Source organism: Streptomyces sp. NPDC004647, from assembly GCF_040609575.1.
Taxonomy (GTDB): domain Bacteria; phylum Actinomycetota; class Actinomycetes; order Streptomycetales; family Streptomycetaceae; genus Streptomyces.
Window position 1 is genome coordinate 18385 of the sequence record NZ_JBEXKU010000070.1, and the last position, 21083, is coordinate 39467.

Here is a 21083-nt window from a genome sequence, read left to right on the forward strand (position 1 = left end):
ATTCCCACACTCTCCGTACGCAGCCTGGGTTCAGTAGTCCAGCGTGGGGAACCAGTTGCCGCGGCCGGCGGGGGTGAGGTCCAGGAGGTTCCATACGGGGGCGAGTAGGTCTATGCCGCGCTGGTCGATGTCGGCGGACATGCGGGTGCACTGATTACGGACGGCCGGACGGGCCCCTGGGGACCGCTCTTCACCGTTCTGAATGGCATGGAGGGGCACGGGCGGTGACGTCCGCTCGGCTGGGGAGGCTCGGCGCCGGGCGCGGAGCCACTGGGTGACTGGCGAAGACGGATCTTGAATCGCGATTCGGGGGAGCACCTTTCGTCCCAGGCAGGTGACGACTCGTCCCAGGCAGGTGACGACGGAGCCGCAGCGGCTCAGCGTGCTTGATGTGCTGCGTGGTGGATGACGTCGGCGTAGAGGCTGAAGAGGCGCGGTCGTGGCTGGTTGTCCGCCGCCGCGACTGCTTGGTACTCGAAGAGCTGGGTCCAGCAGCGGGACGCAAGGTAGCGGGCGCGTGTGCCGGTCCAGGGCTGGGGGAGGAGCTCGGGTGGGAGGAGAGGGTCGGGTTCCATGGCGCGGGTGAACTCGGCTGCGAGTTCGACGGCGATGGTCAATTGTTCGGTGTCGGTCGGGCTTGCGGTGTCGTCGAGTTGGTCGAGTCGGTTGTGGGCGAGTACGGCGAGCCGGTCATAGCGGTCGGCGATCTCTGCCAGGGGCCAGAGTTCGGATGCCAGGTCGGTGGGGGCGCGGTGTTCGCCGATGCGCAGGTCGCTGCTGGTGAGGAAGGTGACGGCATCCAGGATGCCGAGGTGCCGCGCCTGGGCCTCGATGTGTTTCTCGATGGGGTTGGCGCTGACGTACAGGCCGCCCTGGACGGCGGCTGCGCCGAGGCTGAGGAGGGTGTCGCGCAGGGTGTCGCGGGCGGCTCGGGCTGATTCCGGGATGGCGAACGCGAAGAGGTGCCAGATGCCGTCCCAGGGGGCGTGACCGTTGTCCTGTTGGTAGGCGTAGCGGACGTGGTCGACGTTCGGTGCAACGGATCCCGTGACGTCGGCGGTGGCACACAGCAGGGCTTTGCGGCCGCGGCCTTCGTGGGTGAAGCGGCCTTCGGCGACGAGTCGTTTGATGCACAGGCGTACCTGCTGGTCGCTCATTCCCAGGGTGCCCGCGATGGTGTAGAGCTCGCCGGCGTCGACGGTGCCGTCCTCGCGGACCATGGCATGCACCAGCAGGCGGGTGGGGATCTCGGGGGCGGCTTCGGGCATGGGCCGAGCATAGGCGTGTGGGATGCGCGTCTCCCCGGTGGTCACGGCCGCTCTCCGGCAGGTGGGGCGATCTCTCCCGCGGGTGGGGCGATGGAGCGGTGCAGGGTGGTGACGGCGCCGAACCCCATCAGACGCCGCAGGTAGGGCGTCTGTTCGGTGCGGACCGCGGTGAATCCGTGCCGTTCGTAGAGGGCGCGTGCGCGGGGATTGACGTCGATGACGTCCAGCCGGACCTCGTCGCAGAGGTGGTCGGCGGCGACACGGAACGTCTCCCGCAGGAGCAGGCTGCCGATGCCGTTGCCGCGGAAGTCCGCGTCGACTGCGATGCCGTCCATGACGAGCTGCCCCGGTGCCGGGGTGCGTTCGAGCAGGGCCAGAACCGCCAGTCGTGGGATTCCTCTGAACAGGCCGTACGTAGTGAGGACATCGCTCACGCCTCCGCCGGTGAGCCCGCGCCCGCCGAGCTGGAAGCCGGCCACTCCCACTACCCGGTCACCGGCGAACGCCACCACCGCCCGGTCCCGGTGCAGATGCGTCGCGATGAAGTGCCTGCCTGTGGCGGGTGGGTTGAGCGCTGCGCCCAGTTTCCGGCCGAACGCCTCCCAGTACAGCTCGGCGACGCGTTCCTCGGCGCCGTCCGGCACGCCGCGCCGGACGGTCACCGGTCCGCCTTCAGCGGTGCTCCTCGCGTCCGGTCCGTTCTCCGCGTCGGCCATTCCCGGCCCTCCTCGCTTCTCGTCCTGTGCGCCGTAGCGATGCCGCTATCCACTGTAGTACGTTCGTATTCAAAACGAGAGTTTCTAAAACGATAGATCAGAGGTGCGTGTGCGATCGAGACAACGCGGGGGTGTGCCCAGGGGCAGGCGTCGCCGGGTGAAAGCGCTGATCTGGTCCCTGGCCGGCCTACTGCTGGTGACAGCGGGGCTGGGCGCAGTGGTGCTCTGGCAGAACTCCTACGACATCCGGGAGGAGCGAATCACCCTCCGGCATGGTGGAGATGCGCTCGATGGCGTGCTGGCCACGCCGAAGGAGGGCCGGGGGCCGTACGGGCTGATCGTCTTCGTTCACGGGGACGGGCCGGTCGACGCCACCCATGACACCTTCTACCGGCCGCTGTGGGAGTCGTTCGCCAGAGCCGGGTACGCCTCACTGTCCTGGAACAAGCCCGGAGTGGGGGGCTCGCCGGGCAACTGGCTGGACCAGAGCATGGAGGACCGGGCCGACGAGACCATGGATGCCATCGCCTGGGCGCGGCAGCGGCCGGACATCGACAGTCGCCGCATCGGACTGTGGGGAGCGAGCCAGGCGGGATGGGTGCTGCCCAAGGTCGCAGCACGCACTCCCGGCCTGCGGTTCGTCATCGCCGTATCCCCGGCCGTGAACTGGCAGCAGCAAGGCCGCTACAACCTCCTCGCCCGGATGCGCGAGGACGGTGCCTCCGCCGAGCAGGTCGAGGCGGCGCTGCGGCGGCGGGAGACCACGCTGCAACTGCTGCGCCGCGGCGCGTCGTTCGAGGAGTACCGGGCTGAGGTCGGCGACGCCCAGGGCATGACGGCCGACCGGTGGCGGTTCATCTCGAAGAACTACACCGCCGACGCCACGGCAGACCTGCGGGCGATTCGCGGGACGCCCGTCCTGCTGATCCTGGCCGGCCACGACATCAACGTCGACGTCGCCGACACCGAATCCGCCTACCGCAAGCTGCTTCAGGCCCCCGGCCTGCAGGTCGAGCACTATCCCGATGCCACTCACTCCCTGGTGAAGCTCGGCGTTGAGCATTCGGAGGTCAGGCTCACGCTCACTGCGCTCTTCGCGCCCAGGGCTCTGTTCGCGAGCGGGTTCCTCGCCGACCAGCGCCGCTTCCTCCACCACGTCGACGACGACAGCAAGGGAGGGACGGCGTGACCGGCACGACGACGCAGCCGACGGCCGCAAGTGCGCAGTGCGACGGATCGCGGACATCGACGCGCTGCGGGGCTTCGCGCTCTTCGGCATTCTTCTGGTCAACATCACCTACCTCGCCGCAGGTAAGCACGAGGTCCTGGCCGACGTCACCCGCCACGAGCGGATGCTGCGGCGGCTGCAATGGGTCGGATTCCCCATCGGGCTGGCCGCTGGCGTGGTCTACGCGCACGCGAGCCCGGAGCATCCGGGCACCGCCTACCAACTTTTCGCGCTGGGCGCGGATGTGGTGAGCGCGCCCCTGCCGGCCGCCGCGTATACGGCCAGCGTGCTGGGCTGATATCCACCGGTCGAGGCCGGCGCCTCGCCGCCGTCCTGGCTCCGGCGGGCCGGATGACCCTGACCAACTACCTCACCCAGTCACTGGTCTGCGCCCTGCTCTTCACCGGATTCGGTGCCGCCCTCGTGGGCCGCGTGCCACCGCCGCTGGTGACGGGCATCGCGCCGGCCCTGTTCGCATGCCAGGTCGTGGCCTGCCGGCGGTGGCCATTTTCAACTCACGGGCCGGCGACGGCGTTGATCGAGTACGGGTAGGAAACCTGCTGCCACAGCGCGGTGAAGCGGTAACTCGGACGGGCATCCACCTGCGGCACCCGACCGTCCGACGTCAGTGTCTTCGCGCTTCCGAAGGAACCGGAACGGCTGATCAGGCGAGCGCCGACCTGCTGCGCCGAGTACGGAGCACTCGGCGTCTGGTAGACGAGCATGCCGTCGCCGTCGTCATCGAGGGCGATGTCGGGCCGGTCGTTGAGCCCGAGGACGGTGGTGGTTCCGCGGGTGCCGCCTGCGGACAGCTGCCGCCCGAGCATCTCCAGCCGGCTGCTGCTGTTCCACCGGGTCCACACCAGCATCGAGTCGCCGTCGAGATCGGTCGCGAGGGCGTGGTGGACGCCCACGTTGTCCGTGGACGACGAGGTGCGAAGAGGGCTGCCCAGCGTGCCGGTCCGGCTCCAGCGCGAGGCCCACACCTGAGGACGGGTACCGCCGCCGGAGCGGTAGCTGATGACCGCGTCACCGTCGCGGTCGACGCCGACCCGGACCATGCCGAATCCGGCGTACGACGCGATCGACGAGGTGAGCACCTTCGCCGAGGAGACGGAATCCGGCGTGATGCGCTTGGCCACGACGGTGGAGCCCTGCACCCACGCGACGACGAAGTTGCCGTTTCGGTCGACGCCGATGCCCGGCTTCTCCGCCGATCCCGAACCAAGGGTGATGGCCGAGCCGACCGTGCCGTCCAGCTTGAGTCGGCGCGCCACGGCGTACCAGCTTCCGTCGCGGCTCTCCGACCAGGCGACCAGTGCCGTTCCGCCCGGCGACACAGCCACCACCGGGTTGGTCGCGGGCGCCGACGTGGAGAGCTTCTGCGTGGAACCGACGAGGCTGCCGGAGGCCGAGACCCGCCGGCCCACGACGTGGCCGTCCTGCTCCCAGGCCACCGCGGCGTCGCCGGTGTCGTCGGAGTCGACCTCCGGCCAGGACACGGAAGCCCCCAGAGGCGACAGGTTACGGATCGAGCCCGTCGTCCCGTCGGCGCGCTTGGTCCTGGACTGAATCTGGTAGGAGCAACTCGGCGTCGCGGGGTCGCAGGCTCTCCAGACCAGGAGGGCATCACCTTGCCGGTCGACCGAGACCCGGGGTGAATCGTCGGCTGTCCAGCCACTGGCGGATACCTTCCACGCCGAGGACCACGCGGCCTGGGCAGGCATCGTTACCGCCACTGCCACGGCGATCCCCACCGCCACGGCGGCGGAACCCCCGGCGATGACACGGCCCTTCACCGAACGCCGATGACGTGCTGCACGCATAGCCACCCTCATCACCCCTTGTCACAGCTTTGAGCACAGCCGCCACACATGCGACCCAAAGCATCCAGCGCCGCCCGTTGGTGAAACATCACGGCGTTACGGTGAAAAGTGATGCAGGTCACTGTGGGTGTGCGGTTTTGGGTGGGAGCGATGGGTCGTTGCGGAGTGCGGCCAGTTGGTCGGGGTGTCGCAAGAGGGCGGGGATGCCTCGACCGATGACGTTTCCGGCGGCCTCATGGCCCCCACGACGAGCCCTCGGACCATGCGTCAGCGTCATTCGGTAACGCGTGCCGGACGAGCGGTTGCCTGTGTCGACTTGCATCGACTTGGCTGGTCAGGCCGTGCTACGTTCCCCCAGCTTTCGAGAGGCTGGCGCCGCGACGACCCCCATTCCGCGATGCATAGCCGCCCTCGCTCCCCTCAGCTGGAGGTATGACGTGGCTGCACGCCACAAACCAGGTCATAGACGCACCCTCATACGCGGCGGTATCGCCGCAACCGCTGCTCTCGGTCTCGCGGCCGGAGGCGTATCTTTTCTTCTTTCCCAGGCGCAGGCCGAGCCGGCCCCGCTGGTGATCCCGGCGCCCGACCGTTACGCGCCGACGGGCAACCCGGTCTACGGAGCCGGGACCACGGGCGTACTGGAGCGGCGAGAGTCGGCCACGGCCGCCGCGATGGGCGACTACCAGTGGACGTCGTACGACGGGGGATCCACCTTTGCGGGCCCCGCTTCGGACACCGTCACCGCTACCGCCTCCGACATCGTCAGCGCCTCCTTCACGGACCGCGTGACGCTGAAGGACATGAAGGCGGGCAGCTCCACCACCCTGACCTTGCCCGCCGGGCAGCTCTTCAAGGGCAGTTTCGGCGACGCCGTGCTCACGGCCACCCGGGACGAGGGCGGCGCGATCAACGGCCTGCACATCCTGCGGAAGACGGCCGACGGCCTCTCCGACACCCCGGTCACCGGGCTGAACGGCTGGGTGGAGCGGTACGACACCGTGCTCGGCGGCGACACCCGCTCGGTGGCGATCTGGTACGCGGCGCCCGACGGCACCCATGGCGTCGGCCTGCTGGACCTGGAGTCGGCGAGCGTACGGCCGGTCCTGCCGGGCGCGACCGGAGGAGCCGGCGCCCGTGTGGTGTTCTCCGGCACACGCCTCGCCTGGTACTCGCCCGAGGGCGGGAACACCATCGTGCGGGTACTGGGCCGGGACGCGCTGGACGGCCCGGAGACCAAGGTGGCGCTGCCGGCCGGCGGCGAAGGCACCGCGCGGATCGGGCTCGTGGGCGATTCGCTGCTGACCACCTGGGACGTGCCGGAGAAGGACGGCGACCTGCTCCAGCGTCGGGGCGAGCCGCTCAAGGCCGTCCCGCTCGCCGGCGGCGAGGCCAGGACGCTGCTGCCGCACGCACGGGCGGAGATGGCCCAAGTCCCCGGCGGCGGCGTCATCGTCACCGGTGGCGACTCGGCGCAGGACTGGGCCGTGCGCAAGGTGACGGCCGCCGACGACGGCAGCCTCGCGCTGACCAAGCTGCGGGATGTGCCGGTCAAGCGCGCTGCGGTGGACGAGGTGTCGCTGACCGCCGGACAGCTGGTGACCACGGAGCGGGACAGCAACTACCTCGCCTCCCTCTACCAGCGGGACATCACGCTCGGCGAGACGCCGAAGGCGGGGGACCGCTCGCTGCTGGCACAGCCCGATCCGCAGGCCACGGGGGACGCCCAGAAAGAGTTCTACGCCGCGTACGTCACGGGCACCGGTGACGGCCGGTACGCGCTGACGGCCAAGGGCGACGACGGCCGCTACGCACTGGAGGTGGTGGCTTCCGGCGGCAAGAAGACAGTGGTGCAGCCGGTGGACCCGGCGACCGGCGAGCAGCTGCCGGCGGACGTCCGTACCTGGGTGACCTCCGCCTCCGGCCGCTATGTGGTCTTCGGGGACCGCCAGCGCCAGGACAGCGACGTCCAGTACGTGGTCGACCTTGAGGCCACGGGCGGTGCCAAGGTGATCCGGGCCTACAAGGGCCGGGGTGGACTCGCCGTATGGGGCACGAAACTCTGGCGGGCCGGGGAGACCGCGGGCACGCTCACGTCGCTCGACCTGAAGAGCGGCGCCACTGAGACGGTGCAGACCGGCAACGACTGCGTCCCGGTGGACGTGCAGGCCGTCGGCCGCTGGGTGTCCTGGGACTGCGGGCAGAACATCTCGGGCGACCACGGTGTGTACGACCGGGTGGCCGAGGCGGAGGTGGGCGGGTACCACGAGGGCACGCTCGGCGACGGCTACGTCCTCACCCACGACACCGACAACCAGCGGCTGCTGGTGACGCCCATCGGGGGCGAGACCAAGACCATTGCCCAGACACCGGAATGGGCGTCCGGCAAGTACCTCGACGCGGACCGCTTCGGCACCGGCATCGCCTTCCTCGCGGACAACAGGAAGGACCTCCAGATCTTCGATCCCGGGGTGCCCACCTCCCCGCTGACGAAGATCGAGTCGCGGGTCGGGACCTCGGTGAACCTGAAGTCCGCCACCGCCCCGACCTGGCAGGCGGCCTGGCAGCTCTCCAAGCCCGCCACCGGCGCCAAGGTCACCATCAAGGACCGTGCGGGCAAGGTCGTGCGGACGCTCGACGCCGCACGCAGCGGCGCGGCTCTCCAGACCACTTGGGACGGCCGTACGGACTCCGGCAGGTGGGCGGTCGACGGCACCTACACCTGGCAGCTGAGCGCCGCTCCCGAAGATGGTTCCGGCGCCGACCTGTCGCTGACCGGTACGTTCAGCCTCACGGGCGGGATGCGCGGCTTCCACGACCTCAACGGCGGGTCCGGCGACCTGGCGACGGTGAGTGCGTCGGGCTACCTGACGACGCACTACGGCAACGACACGGGCGCCTTCGGCACCAAAGCGTCGGGCAGCGGCTGGCCGGCCGGCACGGTCGCGGTCCCGTTCGGCGACCTGGGCGAGGACCGCTGCAATGACCTGCTGGTCCGGATGCCCGGCGGTGAACTGCGCCGCTACACAGGCAAATGCGCGGGCGGCGGCTACACCCCGTCGAGCTCGTACACCGTCCTCGGCACGGGCTGGGACCAGTACAACGTGCTGACCGCGCCCGGTGACCTCACCGGCGACGGCCGCACCGACCTGATGGCCCGTCAGTCCTCCACCGGGGACATCTACCTCTACGCGGACAACGGCGCCGGCGGCTTCAAGGCGCGCACGAAGATCCGCACGGCATGGACGGCGTACACCCATCTCACCGGGGCCGGTGACCTGAACGGCGACGGCTACGGCGACCTGCTGGCCCGCCACACGGACGGGACGCTGTACCGCTATGACGGCACGGCGGACGGGCAGTTCAGGAGCCGGGTCGTGGTCTTCACCAACTGGGGCTCCTCGTACAACGCCATCGTGGGTGTCGGAGACATCACGGGCGACGGCAAGGCGGACCTTGTCGCCCGCGACACCAGCGGCAATGTCTACCGCAACAGCGGTGACGGCAAGGGGTCGTTCGGTGCGCGTACGCAGATCGCGACGGGCTGGCAGGGCTACAAGGGGCTGTTCTGAGCGGATAGTTCGGCCGATGCGTAGATAGCCGACCGAAGGGGCCCGTGCGACTCAGTGTCGTACGGGCCCTCCGCCGTTCGTCAGCCACTTGGACTTCGCGGCCGACGCCGGGCCGGTGACCGGAGAAACTGGCGGCGATCGTGTTCGTGGCCACCTCGGGCTGTAGCTGGCGGCAGCTCCCGCCGGTGTTTTGCCGTTCATGGTGAAGTCGCCCCGGATACCGTTGCCGACCATTCCCGGCTTGCAGCCGGTGGTGTACGAGCCGGCCTTGCTGACCTTCACGGTCTGCGGGACGTGCCGGGGCCGATGCCCTCGACCTCGCTCACCACCTTGTCGTCCGGGCCGCAGAGGTAGAACGGGCCGGTCCGATGTGCGGCCGCTCCGTTGCTCCGGAGGCTGGCCTCGGACAGTCGGACGATGTGTGGCCTCTGCGGCCGGTGCGATGCGCCCTCGGCGACCGGTCCTTCAGCGGAGGGGTGAGCTTCGCCGCTCGCCGTCAACCGATCGGCTGGGCGAGCAGGACTACCCTCACGCCGGGCGTCACGGCCACGACGCGGTAATACACATCAATGTGCGCGATCAGCTGCCTCTACGACTCGCTGACCTGGGTGTGCCCGCGCGGGCACACCCAGGGGCCCTGATCGACCGCCCGGGCTCGGCACTGCACGGCCTTCGGGAGACAGGCTTGGCTCGGGACGGCGTGCGGGGCGTGGGAGTGCCGGGCGTGCTGTCAGAGGCGGCGGACTCGTGCGGCTATGCCGTGGCCGACAGCCAGGTAGATCACGGCGGGCAGGCCGTAGTTGAGGAAGACGCGCACCTGTTCGTTGTCCATGGTGAAGATGTCCTGGGCCCACCAGCCGAGCCAGTCCGCCATGCCTTCCACGAAGTCGACGAAGACATTCGCCTGATTCGCGCCGAGAAGGTACAGCAGGATCCACAGTCCCAGGAATCCGGCGGCGATATCGGCGATGGTGTGGATGATCAGAGCTGTGCGCTTGTCACCGCGCTCGCCCCGGTTCCTGCTGTATCGGTCGTTGTCGAGGGTGGGCTCGTGGACGTTACTCACGGGAATCACAATCTGGCGCGCAGTGCGCCTCGACGACAAGATGAGCGGTCGGATCCGGCCGGCGCTCCGCCGACAGGGACATCGCACCACAGTAGGGCGCGGGACGCTTTCGGCATACCCGCATTCAGCTCTGCGCCGCCGGAAGCTGCTGCGTTACCGGAAATGCGCCGGACGTGGGATTCCACACACTGCGGTTATTCCGGTCATTCAACCCGCGTGGGTGTGAAATTTCCGATAAGCCGGTGCGTGCACAGAAGCGCGTCGGCCGGCCATCGGCGCAGGCAGAATCCGAGATTCGCCCGTGGCTGCGGGTCTGCATTACCCGGACAGGTCCGTTCCATGGCTGAGGGGCCATTTAAGCCGGGTATGGTGGCCCGCTATTCGTACGGAGTTCGGCGACAACACCGAGCCCCCGCGTCCGAGTTCTCCCACAGCAACTCTCCCTCCACCTCTGAACCCACCGCCCCGACAGAGCGGAAACACTCCGAGCCCGCCACCTCGGTGTGCCCCGGCAGAGCAAGGACGCCGTACGCGACGCCGAGAGGCAGCATCAGGCAGAAGCAGCGCCAGAGCAGACGTCATCCCCGGAACAGCAGAAGAAAAAGGCTGACGAGCGAGCGAAGAAGGCCGTAGGGCAGGGAAAGAAGTAAGCAGGGACGCAGCAAGGGCCGGCCCCTGGCCGGTGATGCGAGCACGGCGACCACCACACCACTGCGGCCACTTCCTGTGCCTGTGGAGCGGGTCGCCGTACCGGGCTCCGGACGTGACCTTTAACAGTCAGACCTACGACGTGGCGACCGCCGCCTGCCGTTGTCGGCACACACGAAGCGGAGGCACCGCTTCACACCTCAGGTCACAACTCAGAGGAGCGACGCAACCACGTAGAAATGCCGTGGCCGACGAACAGGTAAATCACGGCGGGCAGGCCGTAGTTGAGGAAGACGCGCACACCCTCGTTGTCCAAGGTGAAGATGTCCTGCGCCCACCAACCGAGCCACTCCGCGACACCCTGCACAAACCCGACGAAGGGGTTCCCCAGGTTGGCCCCGAGCAGGAAGAGCAGGATCCAAAGCCCCAGGAACACCGCGGCGACATCCGCGATCGAATGGACGATCAGCGCCGCACGCCGCGTACCGGAGCCGTTACTGGGGCGCTTACGGCGAGGAGCCGAGCCGCTCGCGGGGTAATCGTGGCCTTGGCCGGGGCTATGCGCTGAGTACTCATGGCCAGGACGGGGACCGTTCGAGAGGTAGCCGTGACCCGGGCCATTCGAGGGGTACTCATAGCCGGGGCCGTTCACGGGGTAACCCTGGCTAGGGCCAGGGCCAGGGCCAGGGCCAGGGCCAGGGCCGGGGCCGGGGCCGGGGCCGTGTTGGGGGTGGCCGTATGGCTGCTGCACGGGCAGGGGCTCGGTATCACTCACGGGGATCCCAATCTGGCGCTGATCACGCCTTGGCTGTGCAGAAGAATGGCCACGACTGGGCGGCCCTCCCTCCTCGGAGACACCCCGGCCGTGGACTGCGCGGCGCGCTACCGACGCCCGCACCATCGTCTGCGCCGCAACGGGGAGGTGGCGTTACGCACACACTGCGATTTGCCCTGATTGGACGTCCGTGAGAATTGCGCGCGGTGCTCATCGTGCGGGTGTGACACATGATCAGCTTCTGGCGCAGAGAGCAACGCCGACTGGTCATCGGCGAAGCGGATTCAGGACATCCCCCCGTCCCTCCGAATCCGTGCCCGCGGCGCGGGTGGCGGTCTGCATTTCAGTCACCCGCGCCGCGGACCCCGGATGCAACAGATGCAGCCGGGGCCGGCCACCCCCCACGGGAGACGGCCCCGGCTGTGCACGGCGGCGTGACCGTGCTATCTCGCTCAGCGCTACGGCCCATCCGAGCGTTACCGAACGACCTGCTGCTCGTCGGCCAGCAGACTGGCTCCAAGACCTGATCTTGGAAGTGGTCGTGGGACGCCGACCGAGTGTGTTCGTCCGGCCGGTGAGTATGGAGGAGGGCCGCCGGCTGCAGCGGATCAGCCGGACCGCGAAGGACCCCTGAAACTCCGCCGGGCGATCGTGGTGCTGATGTCCGCCCAGGGCCAGACGGTCAAGGACATCACCACGCTGATGCAGGTTGGAGGACTACGTCCGCGATGTCATCCACGCTTGTAACGAGCGGGGGTTCGACGCGCTGGACCCAAAATGGAGCGGGGGACGCCCCAAGACGATCAATGACGAGGTGCGCGAGCATATTGGCCTGATCGCCCGGACGTCCCCCGCCGACTGGAAGATCACCGCCTAAGGCCCGTCACACGACGCGTCGTACACCGCCTGGGGCGCGACCGCCATTGGGTCTCAGGCCGTTTGCTCCTGGCGATTCCACCTGCCTGCGGACCGGGGCCGTCGACGGCGGGACAGCCGAACCCGAAGGAGAGCGCTCGCTTCGCCCAAGCCGCCGGGGCGGACTACAGGGCGGCGATGACGTCGGCAGAGGTCATCGGCAGCGAGAACATCGGAAAGTCGTAGGAGATTGCGTTGTCGTGCTCCTCCTTCGAGGTGGCGGCAACGCAGTCGGTCAGCGTGATCACCCGGAAGCCGTGCTCGTAACCGGTGCGCATGGTCGACTCCACGCAGCAGTTGGTCAGGAAACCGCCGAGGACGATCGTGTCGATGCCCTTGCTGCGCAGGATGAAATCGAGGTTCGTGCTGGCGAAGGTGTCGAGCCCCCGCTTGCCCTCGATGACGATGTCCCCGTCCGCGGGGGTCAGCTCGTCGACAATGGCTGCGCCCCACGTGCCCTTCACGAACGCCTTCCCGTCCACGACGCCTTTGAGGATGCCGTACGGGTGTCGGGTCAGCTCGCCGTAGCCCTCCGCGAACGTGATGGGCGCGTGCATGATCGACGCTCCGGCCCGCCGGGCGGCGTCGACCACGGTGACGGTGTTGGCCAGCATGCCGGTCCGCTGCATGACGTCGGCGACCGCCCCGTGGAGCACGCCACCGTCGCTGGTGAACTCGTTCTGGTACTCGATGAGCACGATCGCGGTCTTGGCCGGGTCGAGCTGGAGCTTGACGGTCATGGCGACACCTGATTTCCGCGTCTTCGGGGGTAGGGCCGTCTGTGTCCTGAGGCACAGGGAGATGCGAGAAGCAAGCTACTGCTTGTCCGACAAACAGACAAGCAGCTACTGTACGTCCATGACCATCTCGCCGGTATCGCGCATGCCCTTGAGCCTGGACGTGGCCCAGCGCCTGCGCGCGGCCATCCTCGACGGCACGTTCCCCGCCGACGCCGAGCTGCCTACGGAGACGGAACTCGCCCAGTCCTTCGGCGTCGGACGGTCCACCATCCGTGAGGCGCTCCGGGTGCTGCAGGCACATGGTCTGATCAGCGGCGCGGAGACCGTTTCCACTGCGCGCCCGCGCGTCACGCACGAGCGCACGGCAGGCGCGGCGGGCCTGGCGCTGAGCACCGCGTTGCAGGTCGGCGCGATCCCGCTGGGCGACCTGGTGGCGCTGCGTGTGCTGCTGGAGGCGGAGGCGATACGGCAGGCCACGTCCGTGCCCGACGCGGCTCGGTCCTGCCTGGCGACCATGGCGACAGCGGTGGAGAACAGCGACATCCATACGTTCCACGCCGCCGATGTCGACTTCCACGTCCAACTTGCCTACGCCGGCGACAATCAGGCGCTGGGGTTCGTCATCGGCGTGCTGCGCGACTGCATCGCCGGCTATTTGCTCGACGCACTCGCCGCGGTGGCCGATCCGGGGGTGGTGCTTGCGCGTCTGCTGGGCGAACACCAGGCGATCGTCGACGCCCTGGACGTGGGCGAGACCGACCGCGCCGCCGAGCTGGTCGTGCGTCACGTCCGCGGTTTCTACGAGCCGGAGACGCCATGACCGAGGTTGTCGTGGACGTCGCCGCCGCCCTCGCCGCCGCGCTGCCGGGCCGGGTGATCACCGACCAGGACGCCATGGAGTCCTACCGCCGTGACCAGTGCCTGCTAGCTCCCGCGGGACGCCCGGCGGCGGTGGTACGGGCCCGCTCGACCGACGACGTGATCACCACTCTGCGAACAGCGGGCGACCATCACGCCCCGGTGGTAACCCGGGGGGCCGGCACCGGGTTGGCCGGCGCGGCCAACGCGATCGACGGCTGCGTCGTACTCTCGCTCGCCGCGATGGACCGGATCCTCGCCCTGGACGTGCCCGGCCGGACGGCAACCGTCGAGCCGGGCGTACTCACCGGCGATCTCGACGCCCGTGCCCGCAAGCACGGCCTGTGGTACCCGCCGGACCCGGGAAGCAAGGCGATCTCCACCATCGGCGGCAACCTGGCGACCAACGCAGGCGGCATGTGCTGTGCCAAGTACGGGGTCACCGCCGACCATGTCGCCGCGCTGACGGCGGTGCTCGCCGACGGCCGCGTGATCCGCACCGGTCCGCCGACCCGCAAGAACGTCACCGGGCTCGACCTCACCCGGCTCCTCGTGGGCTCGGAAGGCACCCTGGCGGTGATTGTGGACGCGACCGTGCGACTGCGACCGTTCCCGGCGGTCACCGCGACCGCAGTGGCCGCTTTCCCGACGCCCCAACAGGCAGTCGACACCGTGCTGCAGATCGCGGCCGTCGCCGACCCAGCGGCGGTGGAGCTCATGGACCGCACCTGCATCCACGCCGTCAATCGCCTGACGCGCATGGGGCTGGATGAGTCGGCCGGGGCACTTGTGCTCGTCCAGTGCGACGGGCCGTCGGCCTACCAGGAAGCCGCCACCTGCGCCAGGCTGGCCGAAGCCGCCGGCGCCAGCGAGGTGCTGCACACCGCAGACGCGACGGAAGGCGAGTTGTTCATGCAGGCCAGACGCATGGTGTACCCGGCGTTGGAGAAGCTGGGCACCACGCTGCTCGACGACGTTGGAGTCGCGGTCCAGGACCTTCCCCGATTGCTCGCCGCGATCGAGCGAATTGCCGCCGACCACGGCGTGCTGGTCGGCACCTTCGGCCACGCCGCCGACGGCAACCTGCATCCGACCGTCGTCTACGACGCCACCGACCGTGACGCGGCCGACCGGGCGCGGGCCGCGTTCGACGACATCGTGGCCGCCACGCTCGCGCTGGGCGGCACGATCACCGGCGAGCACGGCGTGGGCACGCTCAAGATGCCGTACCTCGACGCACAACTCGGCCCCACCGAGCGGGAGCTGATGACCGGCATCAGGGCCGTCTTCGACCCGAAGGGCACGCTCAACCCGGGCCGCGCCTACTAGTGCCGCATCAGGCAACGTTCGCCCTGTTCACGACCTCGCGGAGGCGTTCGTCGGCGGCGTTATTGTTCCGCCAGATGATGTAGCGGCGGATCATGCTGCCCTGCTCTTTGTGGCTGGCGTGGTCGGTGCCGTCGAGTGCGAAGTAGCGCAGGGCGGTGAACTGGGCCTCGATCCGGTTGAGCCAGGAGCTGTTGGTCGGTGTGTAGGCGATCTCCACGTTGTTCGCCGCCGCCCACGTCGCGACCCGCTGGCAGCGCCTCGTGGCCAGGTGCGGTGAGTAGTTGTCACAGACGATCGCAATGCGCACGCTCGCCGGGTGCAGCGAGCGCAGGTAGCGGCAGAACTCCAGGAACTTCGAGCGGTTCTTGGTCTTCTTGACGTGCCCGTAGAGCTGGTCGTTGGCAAGGTCGTAGGCGGCGAACAGGTGCCGGACCCCGTGCATGCGCGTGTAGGTCGCGCGGCGCCGGGGCCGGTGCCCGCGGTCAGGGTTCTTGTGCCGGCCGCCGCGTTCGGCCCACTGCCGGCCGGGATGGGGCTGAACGTTGAGCGGTCCGAACTCGTCCATGCAGAAGACGACTTCGGGCTCGCCGTCCTCGGGTATGACCTCGCCGTCGGCCATCGCGTAGAGATGCTCGACCCGGACCTTCTTGGCCGCGTAGTCCGGGTCGCGGGAGGCCTTCCAGGTCTTCACGCGTTGAAACGAGACGCCCTCCTCGCGGAGCAGGACCCGAAGGCCCTCGTGGCTGATGTCGTCGACCACCCCCTCGGCGACCAGGAAGTCCGCCAGCTTGGCCAGGCTCCAGGTCGAGAATGGCAGGCCGTGCTCGGCCGGCTTCGACTTCGCGATCTTCTTGATCTCCCGGCGTTCCGGGAGGGTGAAGGTTCTCGGTCGGCCGCCCTTGTACTTCGGGTAGAGCGAGTCGAAGCCGTCGGTGTTGAAGTTGTGGATCAGGTCCCGGACGCGGTCCGGGCTGGTGAACGTCACCTCGGCGATCTTCGCCACGGGCATGCCTGCGCGGATAACAGCACCATCTGGGCCCGCGTGGGCGGCGGTGGCCGCGCGCAGCTGGATGGGAGGCTGATCCGGACCCGTATGAGCAGAAGAGCAGCCACCGCGCATCAGCGCGACGATGCCCCGTGGTCGCCGGGATGGGAGGTGTCAGGGGCGGGAGACCTGGCGGAGCAGCTCGGCTATTGGGCTTCCTTCCTTGTTGGCCCCTTTCTCGATGATTGCGAGATTGTGATAGAAGTGCATGCCCCGGATAAGGCTGTCGGTGGGTTGCGAAGGGCGTGCCCCGGGATCGAGGAATTCTTCGTGGTTGACCCCGTCTACAAGCGTCTTCAGAAATCCTACGGTGTATTCAGGGTCGCTGAGGTCGTCCTCGCTGCCGCCGAAGAGCGCGGGCCAGTAGGAGCCGTGCAGGTCCTCGACCACGTAAAGCCCGTCGGGACGCACATGCGGGAAGAGTGCTTTGAAGGACGAGATGACATGCGAGCTCACATGGCTTCCGTCATCAATGACGTCTGTGCCCAGTTCGGCAACGGCCGCCTCACCGTTGGCCTCGGAGCGGGCGAGAAGAACAACTCTCGCCCCTTCCTTGACCAGGTGCCTTGCCGTGGCAAGCCCGAGGCCGGACGTGCCTCCGGCTATGAGCGCCACGGTGTCAGCGATCCGCATCGGCTCTCCTTCCCTCCTCCATGGCGCGGCTGATGGCCTCGCATGCGGCTTCGGAGTTGTCCAGGGGGAGCACGATCGATGTCGCCGGCCGCTGGCTACCGAGCCGCGTCGGGACTTCGATCGGCTCGGTGAAGTGAAGTACCAGCTCCTCACGGCCCGGGCAGGGCACCGCGAAGATCTCTGGCGCGGAGGGCCGCTGGCGCGGGGTCTTCGCCGGCTCGATCCCTACTTCGCGTACGGTTTCGACGGGGACCACGAGTTCGTGGTGCAGCCCCCATCGCAGGTGCAGGTCATCGCCGCGCCGCAGGTGCGGACGAACCGTACTGGCAGAGGCCAGGGCCGCGGTCAGCAGCGCGCTGTAGAGGAGAACGATGCCCACCAGATAGCGCGTCAGGGTGTGCGAGACCATGGCCAGGACGAGGATCCCGGCGGCCGCCAGCAACACCGCGGTGATCGCGAGTGCTCGTCGGCCGGCCCGGCCGTACTTCAGCGGGACATCACCAGGCTGCTGCCTTTCGGTCCGGCGCGCGACAGCGAGGGCGATGACCCTGAATATGCTCATCTCGCGGCGCACCAGTCCCGCCATGGGGGGCGGCATCAGCGAGAACAATGACTGCGAGAACGCCTCTGACCTGGGCTCCCCCGCACGCCGCAGCTTGCGGTACTGCGTGACGAAGGCGGCTCCGAAGATGACACCGAGGACGGCGAGCGTGCCCTCGGTCACCGCGAGGATGCCCGCGGCGATGCGCCAGTCGAGGAGCCCGGTGGTGACGAGCGCGATCTCGACCAGCAGGACGAGCAATCCAGCCCAGCGCAGCCTGCGCAGCCACAGCGGCACCTGCGTCGCAGCGGCCGCCGCTGTGGCGGGGGGCGCCGACGCAGCTTCTGGATCCGGACCGTCCGCCGAGCCCTGCACCATGCGTACCGCTTCCGCGGGATCCACGGCGAACATCCGGATCTCATGGACCGCGCTGACTTCCTTGTGCAGTTCCATCTCCACCGGAGCGTCCAGCTTGACCAGCATGTTGGTGACGCCCATGACCGGTACGGACAGCACCCCGTCGATCACTTCGGCCGTACGCCTCTGTTCGCCGCCTCGGCGCTGGCTCCGCGCCTCGGCGACCAGTCCCATGCCGATGGCCACCTCGAATGCCGCTCCGTAACGCACGGTCAACGCTTCGGACGTGACGCGGTGCGGATACGCGCTGAGCGCGATGAAGAACCCGATGAGCAGGTAGCCGGCCGCCACTCCGGCCGCGGCGACAACGATGCGTACCCACAGGGTGTCCAGGAGGAGATCCATGACAACGATCTCGACGACGGACAGGAAGAGGATGATGGCCACGGCCGCGCCCACGCCGTCTTGGTAGGGCACCGAGCCGCTCTGCGAGCGGTAGCGCCGCAAAACCCATGGAGCGGCGACAGCCCTGCCCAAACTCACCTCGTGTGTCTTAACCTGGCATGTGGTCATGCAGATTCCTTTCTCGTAGACTCGTTACCCTGCAAACCTCCGCGATATCTAATAAGTCGCGCAATCCCGCTTTAGGTCCTTTTGATTCAAGAGTGGTGGGATTTAAGACAATTTCGTCGACCCCCGCCGACCAGTAGCACTCGATCTGACGTGCGATGTCCTCCGCCGAACCGGCCAGCACGACTCCTTGCTCGATGAGCTCCTGGCAGTTTTTGATTCATCCGTAACCGGGCCGACCCCCGCCTCGGTCAGCAGGGATTGGTAATGCCCTTCCGCCAAGTGGCTGCGCGTGGCACGCCGGACGACGTCTTCTACATCGAGCCCCGGACACACGACGAGAACGTGGACGACGCTCACCACGCGCACCCCCGTCAGCACCGGCAGCAGGAGGGTGCGCAGATAGGGGAGCGGCGTCATCCAGGTGAGCGCCACGTCGGCCGCGTCCGCCGCCACGCGGGCCATCTTGGGCCGGAGGACCCCGAGGCCGACCTCGACCCGGGGGCTTCCAGCCCCGCCGGCAGCCGGGCCCGCGTGCGGACGTACTCGCCGCTGGTGTCCGCCGCCTCGCTCTGGAGCAGTTGTCGTACGGCAGTGAGGTACTCGCGGGCCGCGGTCAGCGGGCTCGCGTACGGTGCGCTGTGCAGCGCGGTGACGAGTGCGGGCGATGACGTGCCGAACACCGTGACCAGTGGTTTCCCGGACAACGCGGCCAGTGAACGCGCGGCGACCGCTGCCTGATAGGGGTGGTGCAGCGGCATGAGCGACACCCCCATGCCCAGTGCGGGCGTGATCCCCTGCCCGGCGAGGTGGGCAAGCACCTGGGGAGTCCCCAGAGCCAGCGACTCGCCCAGCCAGAGCCGGTCCGCGTGCCCCCGGTCGACCAGCCTCCCGAAGGGGGCCAGTTCGGAGGGGTGTTGGGGCTGGAGGGGATAGTAGACGCCGATGATGGGCCGGGTCGCCCCGCGTTCGCTTTCCTCAGGGCTGGAAAGGAAGTCGCCTTGGGCTCCTACGCCCAGAGAGGTCGGCTTCGCCGACAGCCTGCTGCATCCAGCGATGTTGGCAGCCGCCTGTAACTGGACCTCCCCGACAGCTTCCGTCTATGCATCAGGACGGCCTGCTCGGCGCCGGCGGCGCGTTCGTGCTGCGGCTCGAAGAATGCCAGCGGCTGGACGATACTGGACTCTTAGGGGGCCGAGGGCCGGACTGCGTGTGGAATTCTCTCGTCGGCCGGAAAGCGTGAACCCCGGGACGATGGGTCCCGGGGTCGAACGCCGTGGTGAGATGCCCGCGGTCAGAAGCCCGTGGTCTGCACCGTGGCCAGGCCGGTGACCGGCGAGACGGGCAGGGCGGGGGCGAGGGACTGGGCGGTCCCGACGACATCGCCGACGCTCACGGAGCCGCCGTGACCGGAGACCTCGGCACCGGCGCTGGCAGTGCCGCCGACAATGGTGTCAAGCTCGCTGTCGGAAATCTCGCAGGCGTCTATCTCCGGGGTGAAGCCGTTACGCATGGCGTGCCTTCCCTTCAATGCTGTGGGTTTTGGGACTCGCGCCGACCTGGTTGACGGTGATGTCAATAAGGCCGGCTACACGGTCGCTGCCCGCTCGAAAATAGAGTCAGTGGCAACGGTTCGTGCTCGCAGAATGCAATCACGTCGGTGGAGTGCCGGGCAACTTACCGTCCGGTTTTTTACCTGTCGGCAATTCGCCGCAACAATTCATCTGACCTGCGGCTTTGTCCGTCTCTGGGTGGCGAATCACGCGCATGCCCTCTACGGGACAACCTTCCGGGAAAAGCCCCCACATGCTCTCTACGGACATATCTGCATGTGCGCTCGGGTGATCGGTCGGGCGGCTTCCCGGTGAGCTGAGATGACGTGTGATGTCGCTATCGATGAGATTTTTCTCCTTGTGGGCAGATGTTTCTCTCTTGCCAGCGGATTTTTTGCAGGCATGCCCAAAACAGTATTTAAGACCTGTCCCGTAACCGCTGGTCGTGGGTGAGATGATCTTGCGGTGTCTGGTGTGATCACGGCGTCGGTGCCGTCCTGGATAGCTCCGTTCAGCGGGCTGAGCCCGCGTTCCTTCGGCAAGCTGGTAACGGCGCTGCGCCGCGAAGGCGCTGATCCGGTCCGCAAGGGTCGCCCGTGGTCTCTTCCGCTGGAGGACCGGGTGCTGCTTGTGGCGGCGTACTGGCGCACGAACTTGACGATGCGCCAACTTGCTCCGCTCTTCGGCATTTCGAAGTCCGCAGCCGACCGGATCGTCAACCACCTCGGCCCCTCGCTCGCGCTCCAGCCCCGCAAGCGGTTCCGCAAGGACACTGTCCTCATCGTGGACGGCACCCTGGTGCCCACCCGTGACCACACCATCGCCGAGCAGTCGAAGAACTACCGGTACTCCACCAACCACCAGGTCGTCATCGACGCCGACACCCGCCTGGTCGTGGTGGTCGGCCGACCCCTGCCGGGCAACCGCAACGACTGCAAGGCGTGGGATGAATCCGGTGCGAAGGCTGCGGTCGGCAAGACCATGACGATCGCCGACGGCGGCTATCCGGGCACCGGGCTCGTGATGCCCCACCGCCGCCGCAAAGGCGAAGAGCTGCCCGACTGGAAACAGGCCCACAGCCAGTCCCACAAGCAGGTCCGCGCCCTAGTGTCCTGAGTCGGAGATTCGATTCAAATCTCCGGCGAGACGTTCGAGGATCTCGTCCGCCGCCTTCGTCCAGACGAAAGGCTTCGGTTCCTCGTTCCAGGTCTCCCGCAGCCCGGCCGAGGACTTTATGTCCGCCGCCGTCGGGGATGTTGCCGAGTTTCTTGATGTCCACGTGCACGAGTTCGCCCGGCCGGTCGCGTTCGTAGCGGCGTATGGGACGGCCGGTTGCGCGGTCGAGGTTGGTGAGGCGGGCCAGGCCGAAGCGGGTCAGCACCCGGTGCACGGTGGAGGGAACGAGGTGGAGCAGGTGCGCGATGCGGGCCGGGCCCCACCTGC

The 21083-nt window shown here is 68.2% G+C and carries 17 protein-coding genes and 3 pseudogenes; 8 read left to right on the top strand and 12 right to left on the bottom strand.

Going from position 1 to position 21083, the window contains the following annotated elements:
* Positions 1–377: 377 nt before the first annotated feature.
* Both ABZW18_RS26315 and ABZW18_RS26320 read right to left on the bottom strand, forming a co-directional pair.
* On the bottom strand, positions 378–1268 hold the full coding sequence (locus tag ABZW18_RS26315) for a PaaX family transcriptional regulator C-terminal domain-containing protein (RefSeq protein ID WP_356191776.1): 891 nt from the start codon (positions 1266–1268) through the stop codon (positions 378–380).
* A 41-nt stretch (positions 1269–1309) separates the two neighbouring features.
* Positions 1310–1984 (bottom strand): GNAT family N-acetyltransferase, encoded by a 675-nt coding sequence (locus ABZW18_RS26320; protein WP_356191779.1) that lies wholly within the window; start codon positions 1982–1984, stop codon positions 1310–1312.
* 157 nt (positions 1985–2141) lie between these two features.
* Between ABZW18_RS26320 and ABZW18_RS26325 the strand changes: the two genes are divergently transcribed.
* From ABZW18_RS26325 to ABZW18_RS26335, 3 genes are read left to right on the top strand one after another with little or no spacing between them, the layout of a single operon-like run.
* Positions 2142–3173, top strand: a complete 1032-nt coding sequence (locus ABZW18_RS26325; protein ID WP_356191782.1) for a CocE/NonD family hydrolase — start codon at positions 2142–2144, stop codon at positions 3171–3173.
* A gap of 37 nt (positions 3174–3210) precedes the next feature.
* A complete protein-coding gene (locus ABZW18_RS26330) occupies positions 3211–3510 on the top strand; it encodes a DUF418 domain-containing protein (protein ID WP_356191785.1) in 300 nt (99 codons plus the stop codon).
* Between the two features lie 53 nt (positions 3511–3563).
* Positions 3564–3764, top strand: a complete 201-nt coding sequence (locus tag ABZW18_RS26335) for a DUF418 domain-containing protein (RefSeq protein WP_356191788.1) — start codon at positions 3564–3566, stop codon at positions 3762–3764.
* On the opposite strand, the gene ABZW18_RS26340 is transcribed toward ABZW18_RS26335, so the two are convergent.
* Positions 3728–4714, bottom strand: coding sequence for a hypothetical protein (locus ABZW18_RS26340; RefSeq protein WP_356191791.1), 987 nt, complete (start codon positions 4712–4714; stop codon positions 3728–3730). The two genes, ABZW18_RS26335 and ABZW18_RS26340, sit on opposite strands and share 37 nt — an antisense overlap.
* 896 nt (positions 4715–5610) lie before the next feature.
* Between ABZW18_RS26340 and ABZW18_RS26345 the strand changes: the two genes are divergently transcribed.
* Positions 5611–8610, top strand: a complete 3000-nt coding sequence (locus tag ABZW18_RS26345) for an FG-GAP-like repeat-containing protein (RefSeq protein ID WP_356191794.1) — start codon at positions 5611–5613, stop codon at positions 8608–8610.
* 730 nt (positions 8611–9340) lie between these two features.
* On the opposite strand, the gene ABZW18_RS26350 is transcribed toward ABZW18_RS26345, so the two are convergent.
* Both ABZW18_RS26350 and ABZW18_RS26355 read right to left on the bottom strand, forming a co-directional pair.
* The gene (locus ABZW18_RS26350) at positions 9341–9676 is read right to left on the bottom strand and encodes a hypothetical protein (RefSeq protein ID WP_356191796.1); all 336 of its coding nucleotides are present in this window, start codon (positions 9674–9676) and stop codon (positions 9341–9343) included.
* 853 nt (positions 9677–10529) lie between these two features.
* Positions 10530–10976, bottom strand: coding sequence for a hypothetical protein (locus ABZW18_RS26355; protein ID WP_356191799.1), 447 nt, complete (start codon positions 10974–10976; stop codon positions 10530–10532).
* A gap of 832 nt (positions 10977–11808) precedes the next feature.
* On the opposite strand from ABZW18_RS26355, the gene ABZW18_RS26360 reads away from it, so the two are divergent.
* Positions 11809–11976, top strand: a complete 168-nt coding sequence (locus ABZW18_RS26360) for a helix-turn-helix domain-containing protein (RefSeq protein WP_356191802.1) — start codon at positions 11809–11811, stop codon at positions 11974–11976.
* Between the two features lie 163 nt (positions 11977–12139).
* Here ABZW18_RS26360 and ABZW18_RS26365 read toward each other — a convergent pair whose 3' ends face one another.
* Positions 12140–12754: a cysteine hydrolase gene (locus tag ABZW18_RS26365; RefSeq protein WP_356191805.1), complete on the bottom strand. Its 615-nt coding sequence runs from the start codon at positions 12752–12754 to the stop codon at positions 12140–12142.
* 118 nt (positions 12755–12872) lie between these two features.
* Between ABZW18_RS26365 and ABZW18_RS26370 the strand changes: the two genes are divergently transcribed.
* Positions 12873–13574, top strand: coding sequence for a GntR family transcriptional regulator (locus tag ABZW18_RS26370; protein ID WP_356191807.1), 702 nt, complete (start codon positions 12873–12875; stop codon positions 13572–13574).
* A complete protein-coding gene (locus ABZW18_RS26375; RefSeq protein ID WP_356191810.1) occupies positions 13571–14941 on the top strand; it encodes an FAD-linked oxidase C-terminal domain-containing protein in 1371 nt (456 codons plus the stop codon). The genes ABZW18_RS26370 and ABZW18_RS26375 overlap by 4 nt, the downstream gene beginning before the upstream one ends.
* 7 nt (positions 14942–14948) lie before the next feature.
* Here the strand turns inward: ABZW18_RS26375 and ABZW18_RS26380 are convergent.
* The 5 genes and pseudogenes from ABZW18_RS26380 to ABZW18_RS26400 form a co-directional block, all read right to left on the bottom strand.
* Positions 14949–15973, bottom strand: a pseudogene (locus ABZW18_RS26380) (IS630 family transposase).
* A 127-nt stretch (positions 15974–16100) separates the two neighbouring features.
* Positions 16101–16619, bottom strand: coding sequence for an SDR family NAD(P)-dependent oxidoreductase (locus ABZW18_RS26385; RefSeq protein ID WP_356191813.1), 519 nt, complete (start codon positions 16617–16619; stop codon positions 16101–16103).
* A complete protein-coding gene (locus ABZW18_RS26390; protein ID WP_356191815.1) occupies positions 16606–17994 on the bottom strand; it encodes a hypothetical protein in 1389 nt (462 codons plus the stop codon). Before ABZW18_RS26390 ends, ABZW18_RS26385 begins: the two co-directional genes overlap by 14 nt.
* A gap of 509 nt (positions 17995–18503) precedes the next feature.
* Complete coding sequence (locus ABZW18_RS26395) at positions 18504–19145, bottom strand: LLM class flavin-dependent oxidoreductase (RefSeq protein WP_356191823.1); 642 nt, start codon at positions 19143–19145, stop codon at positions 18504–18506.
* Positions 19146–19381: 236 nt separating this feature from the next.
* On the bottom strand, positions 19382–19600 hold the full coding sequence (locus ABZW18_RS26400; protein ID WP_356191817.1) for a hypothetical protein: 219 nt from the start codon (positions 19598–19600) through the stop codon (positions 19382–19384).
* Between the two features lie 505 nt (positions 19601–20105).
* Between ABZW18_RS26400 and ABZW18_RS26405 the strand changes: the two are divergent.
* Positions 20106–20744, top strand: a pseudogene (locus ABZW18_RS26405) (transposase family protein); the annotation flags it as partial.
* A gap of 106 nt (positions 20745–20850) precedes the next feature.
* Here the strand turns inward: ABZW18_RS26405 and ABZW18_RS26410 are convergent.
* A pseudogene (locus tag ABZW18_RS26410) lies at positions 20851–21083 on the bottom strand (IS481 family transposase); the annotation flags it as partial.

Coding starts and splice junctions, on each gene's coding strand:
- ABZW18_RS26365 (WP_356191805.1), bottom strand. CDS start 12,754: ATGACCGTCAAGCTCCAGCTCGACCCGGCCAAGACCGCGATCGTGCTC.
- ABZW18_RS26335 (WP_356191788.1), top strand. CDS start 3,564: ATGACCCTGACCAACTACCTCACCCAGTCACTGGTCTGCGCCCTGCTC.
- ABZW18_RS26315 (WP_356191776.1), bottom strand. CDS start 1,268: ATGCCCGAAGCCGCCCCCGAGATCCCCACCCGCCTGCTGGTGCATGCC.
- ABZW18_RS26370 (WP_356191807.1), top strand. CDS start 12,873: ATGACCATCTCGCCGGTATCGCGCATGCCCTTGAGCCTGGACGTGGCC.
- ABZW18_RS26385 (WP_356191813.1), bottom strand. CDS start 16,619: ATGCGGATCGCTGACACCGTGGCGCTCATAGCCGGAGGCACGTCCGGC.
- ABZW18_RS26320 (WP_356191779.1), bottom strand. CDS start 1,984: ATGGCCGACGCGGAGAACGGACCGGACGCGAGGAGCACCGCTGAAGGC.
- ABZW18_RS26375 (WP_356191810.1), top strand. CDS start 13,571: ATGACCGAGGTTGTCGTGGACGTCGCCGCCGCCCTCGCCGCCGCGCTG.
- ABZW18_RS26400 (WP_356191817.1), bottom strand. CDS start 19,600: ATGCGTAACGGCTTCACCCCGGAGATAGACGCCTGCGAGATTTCCGAC.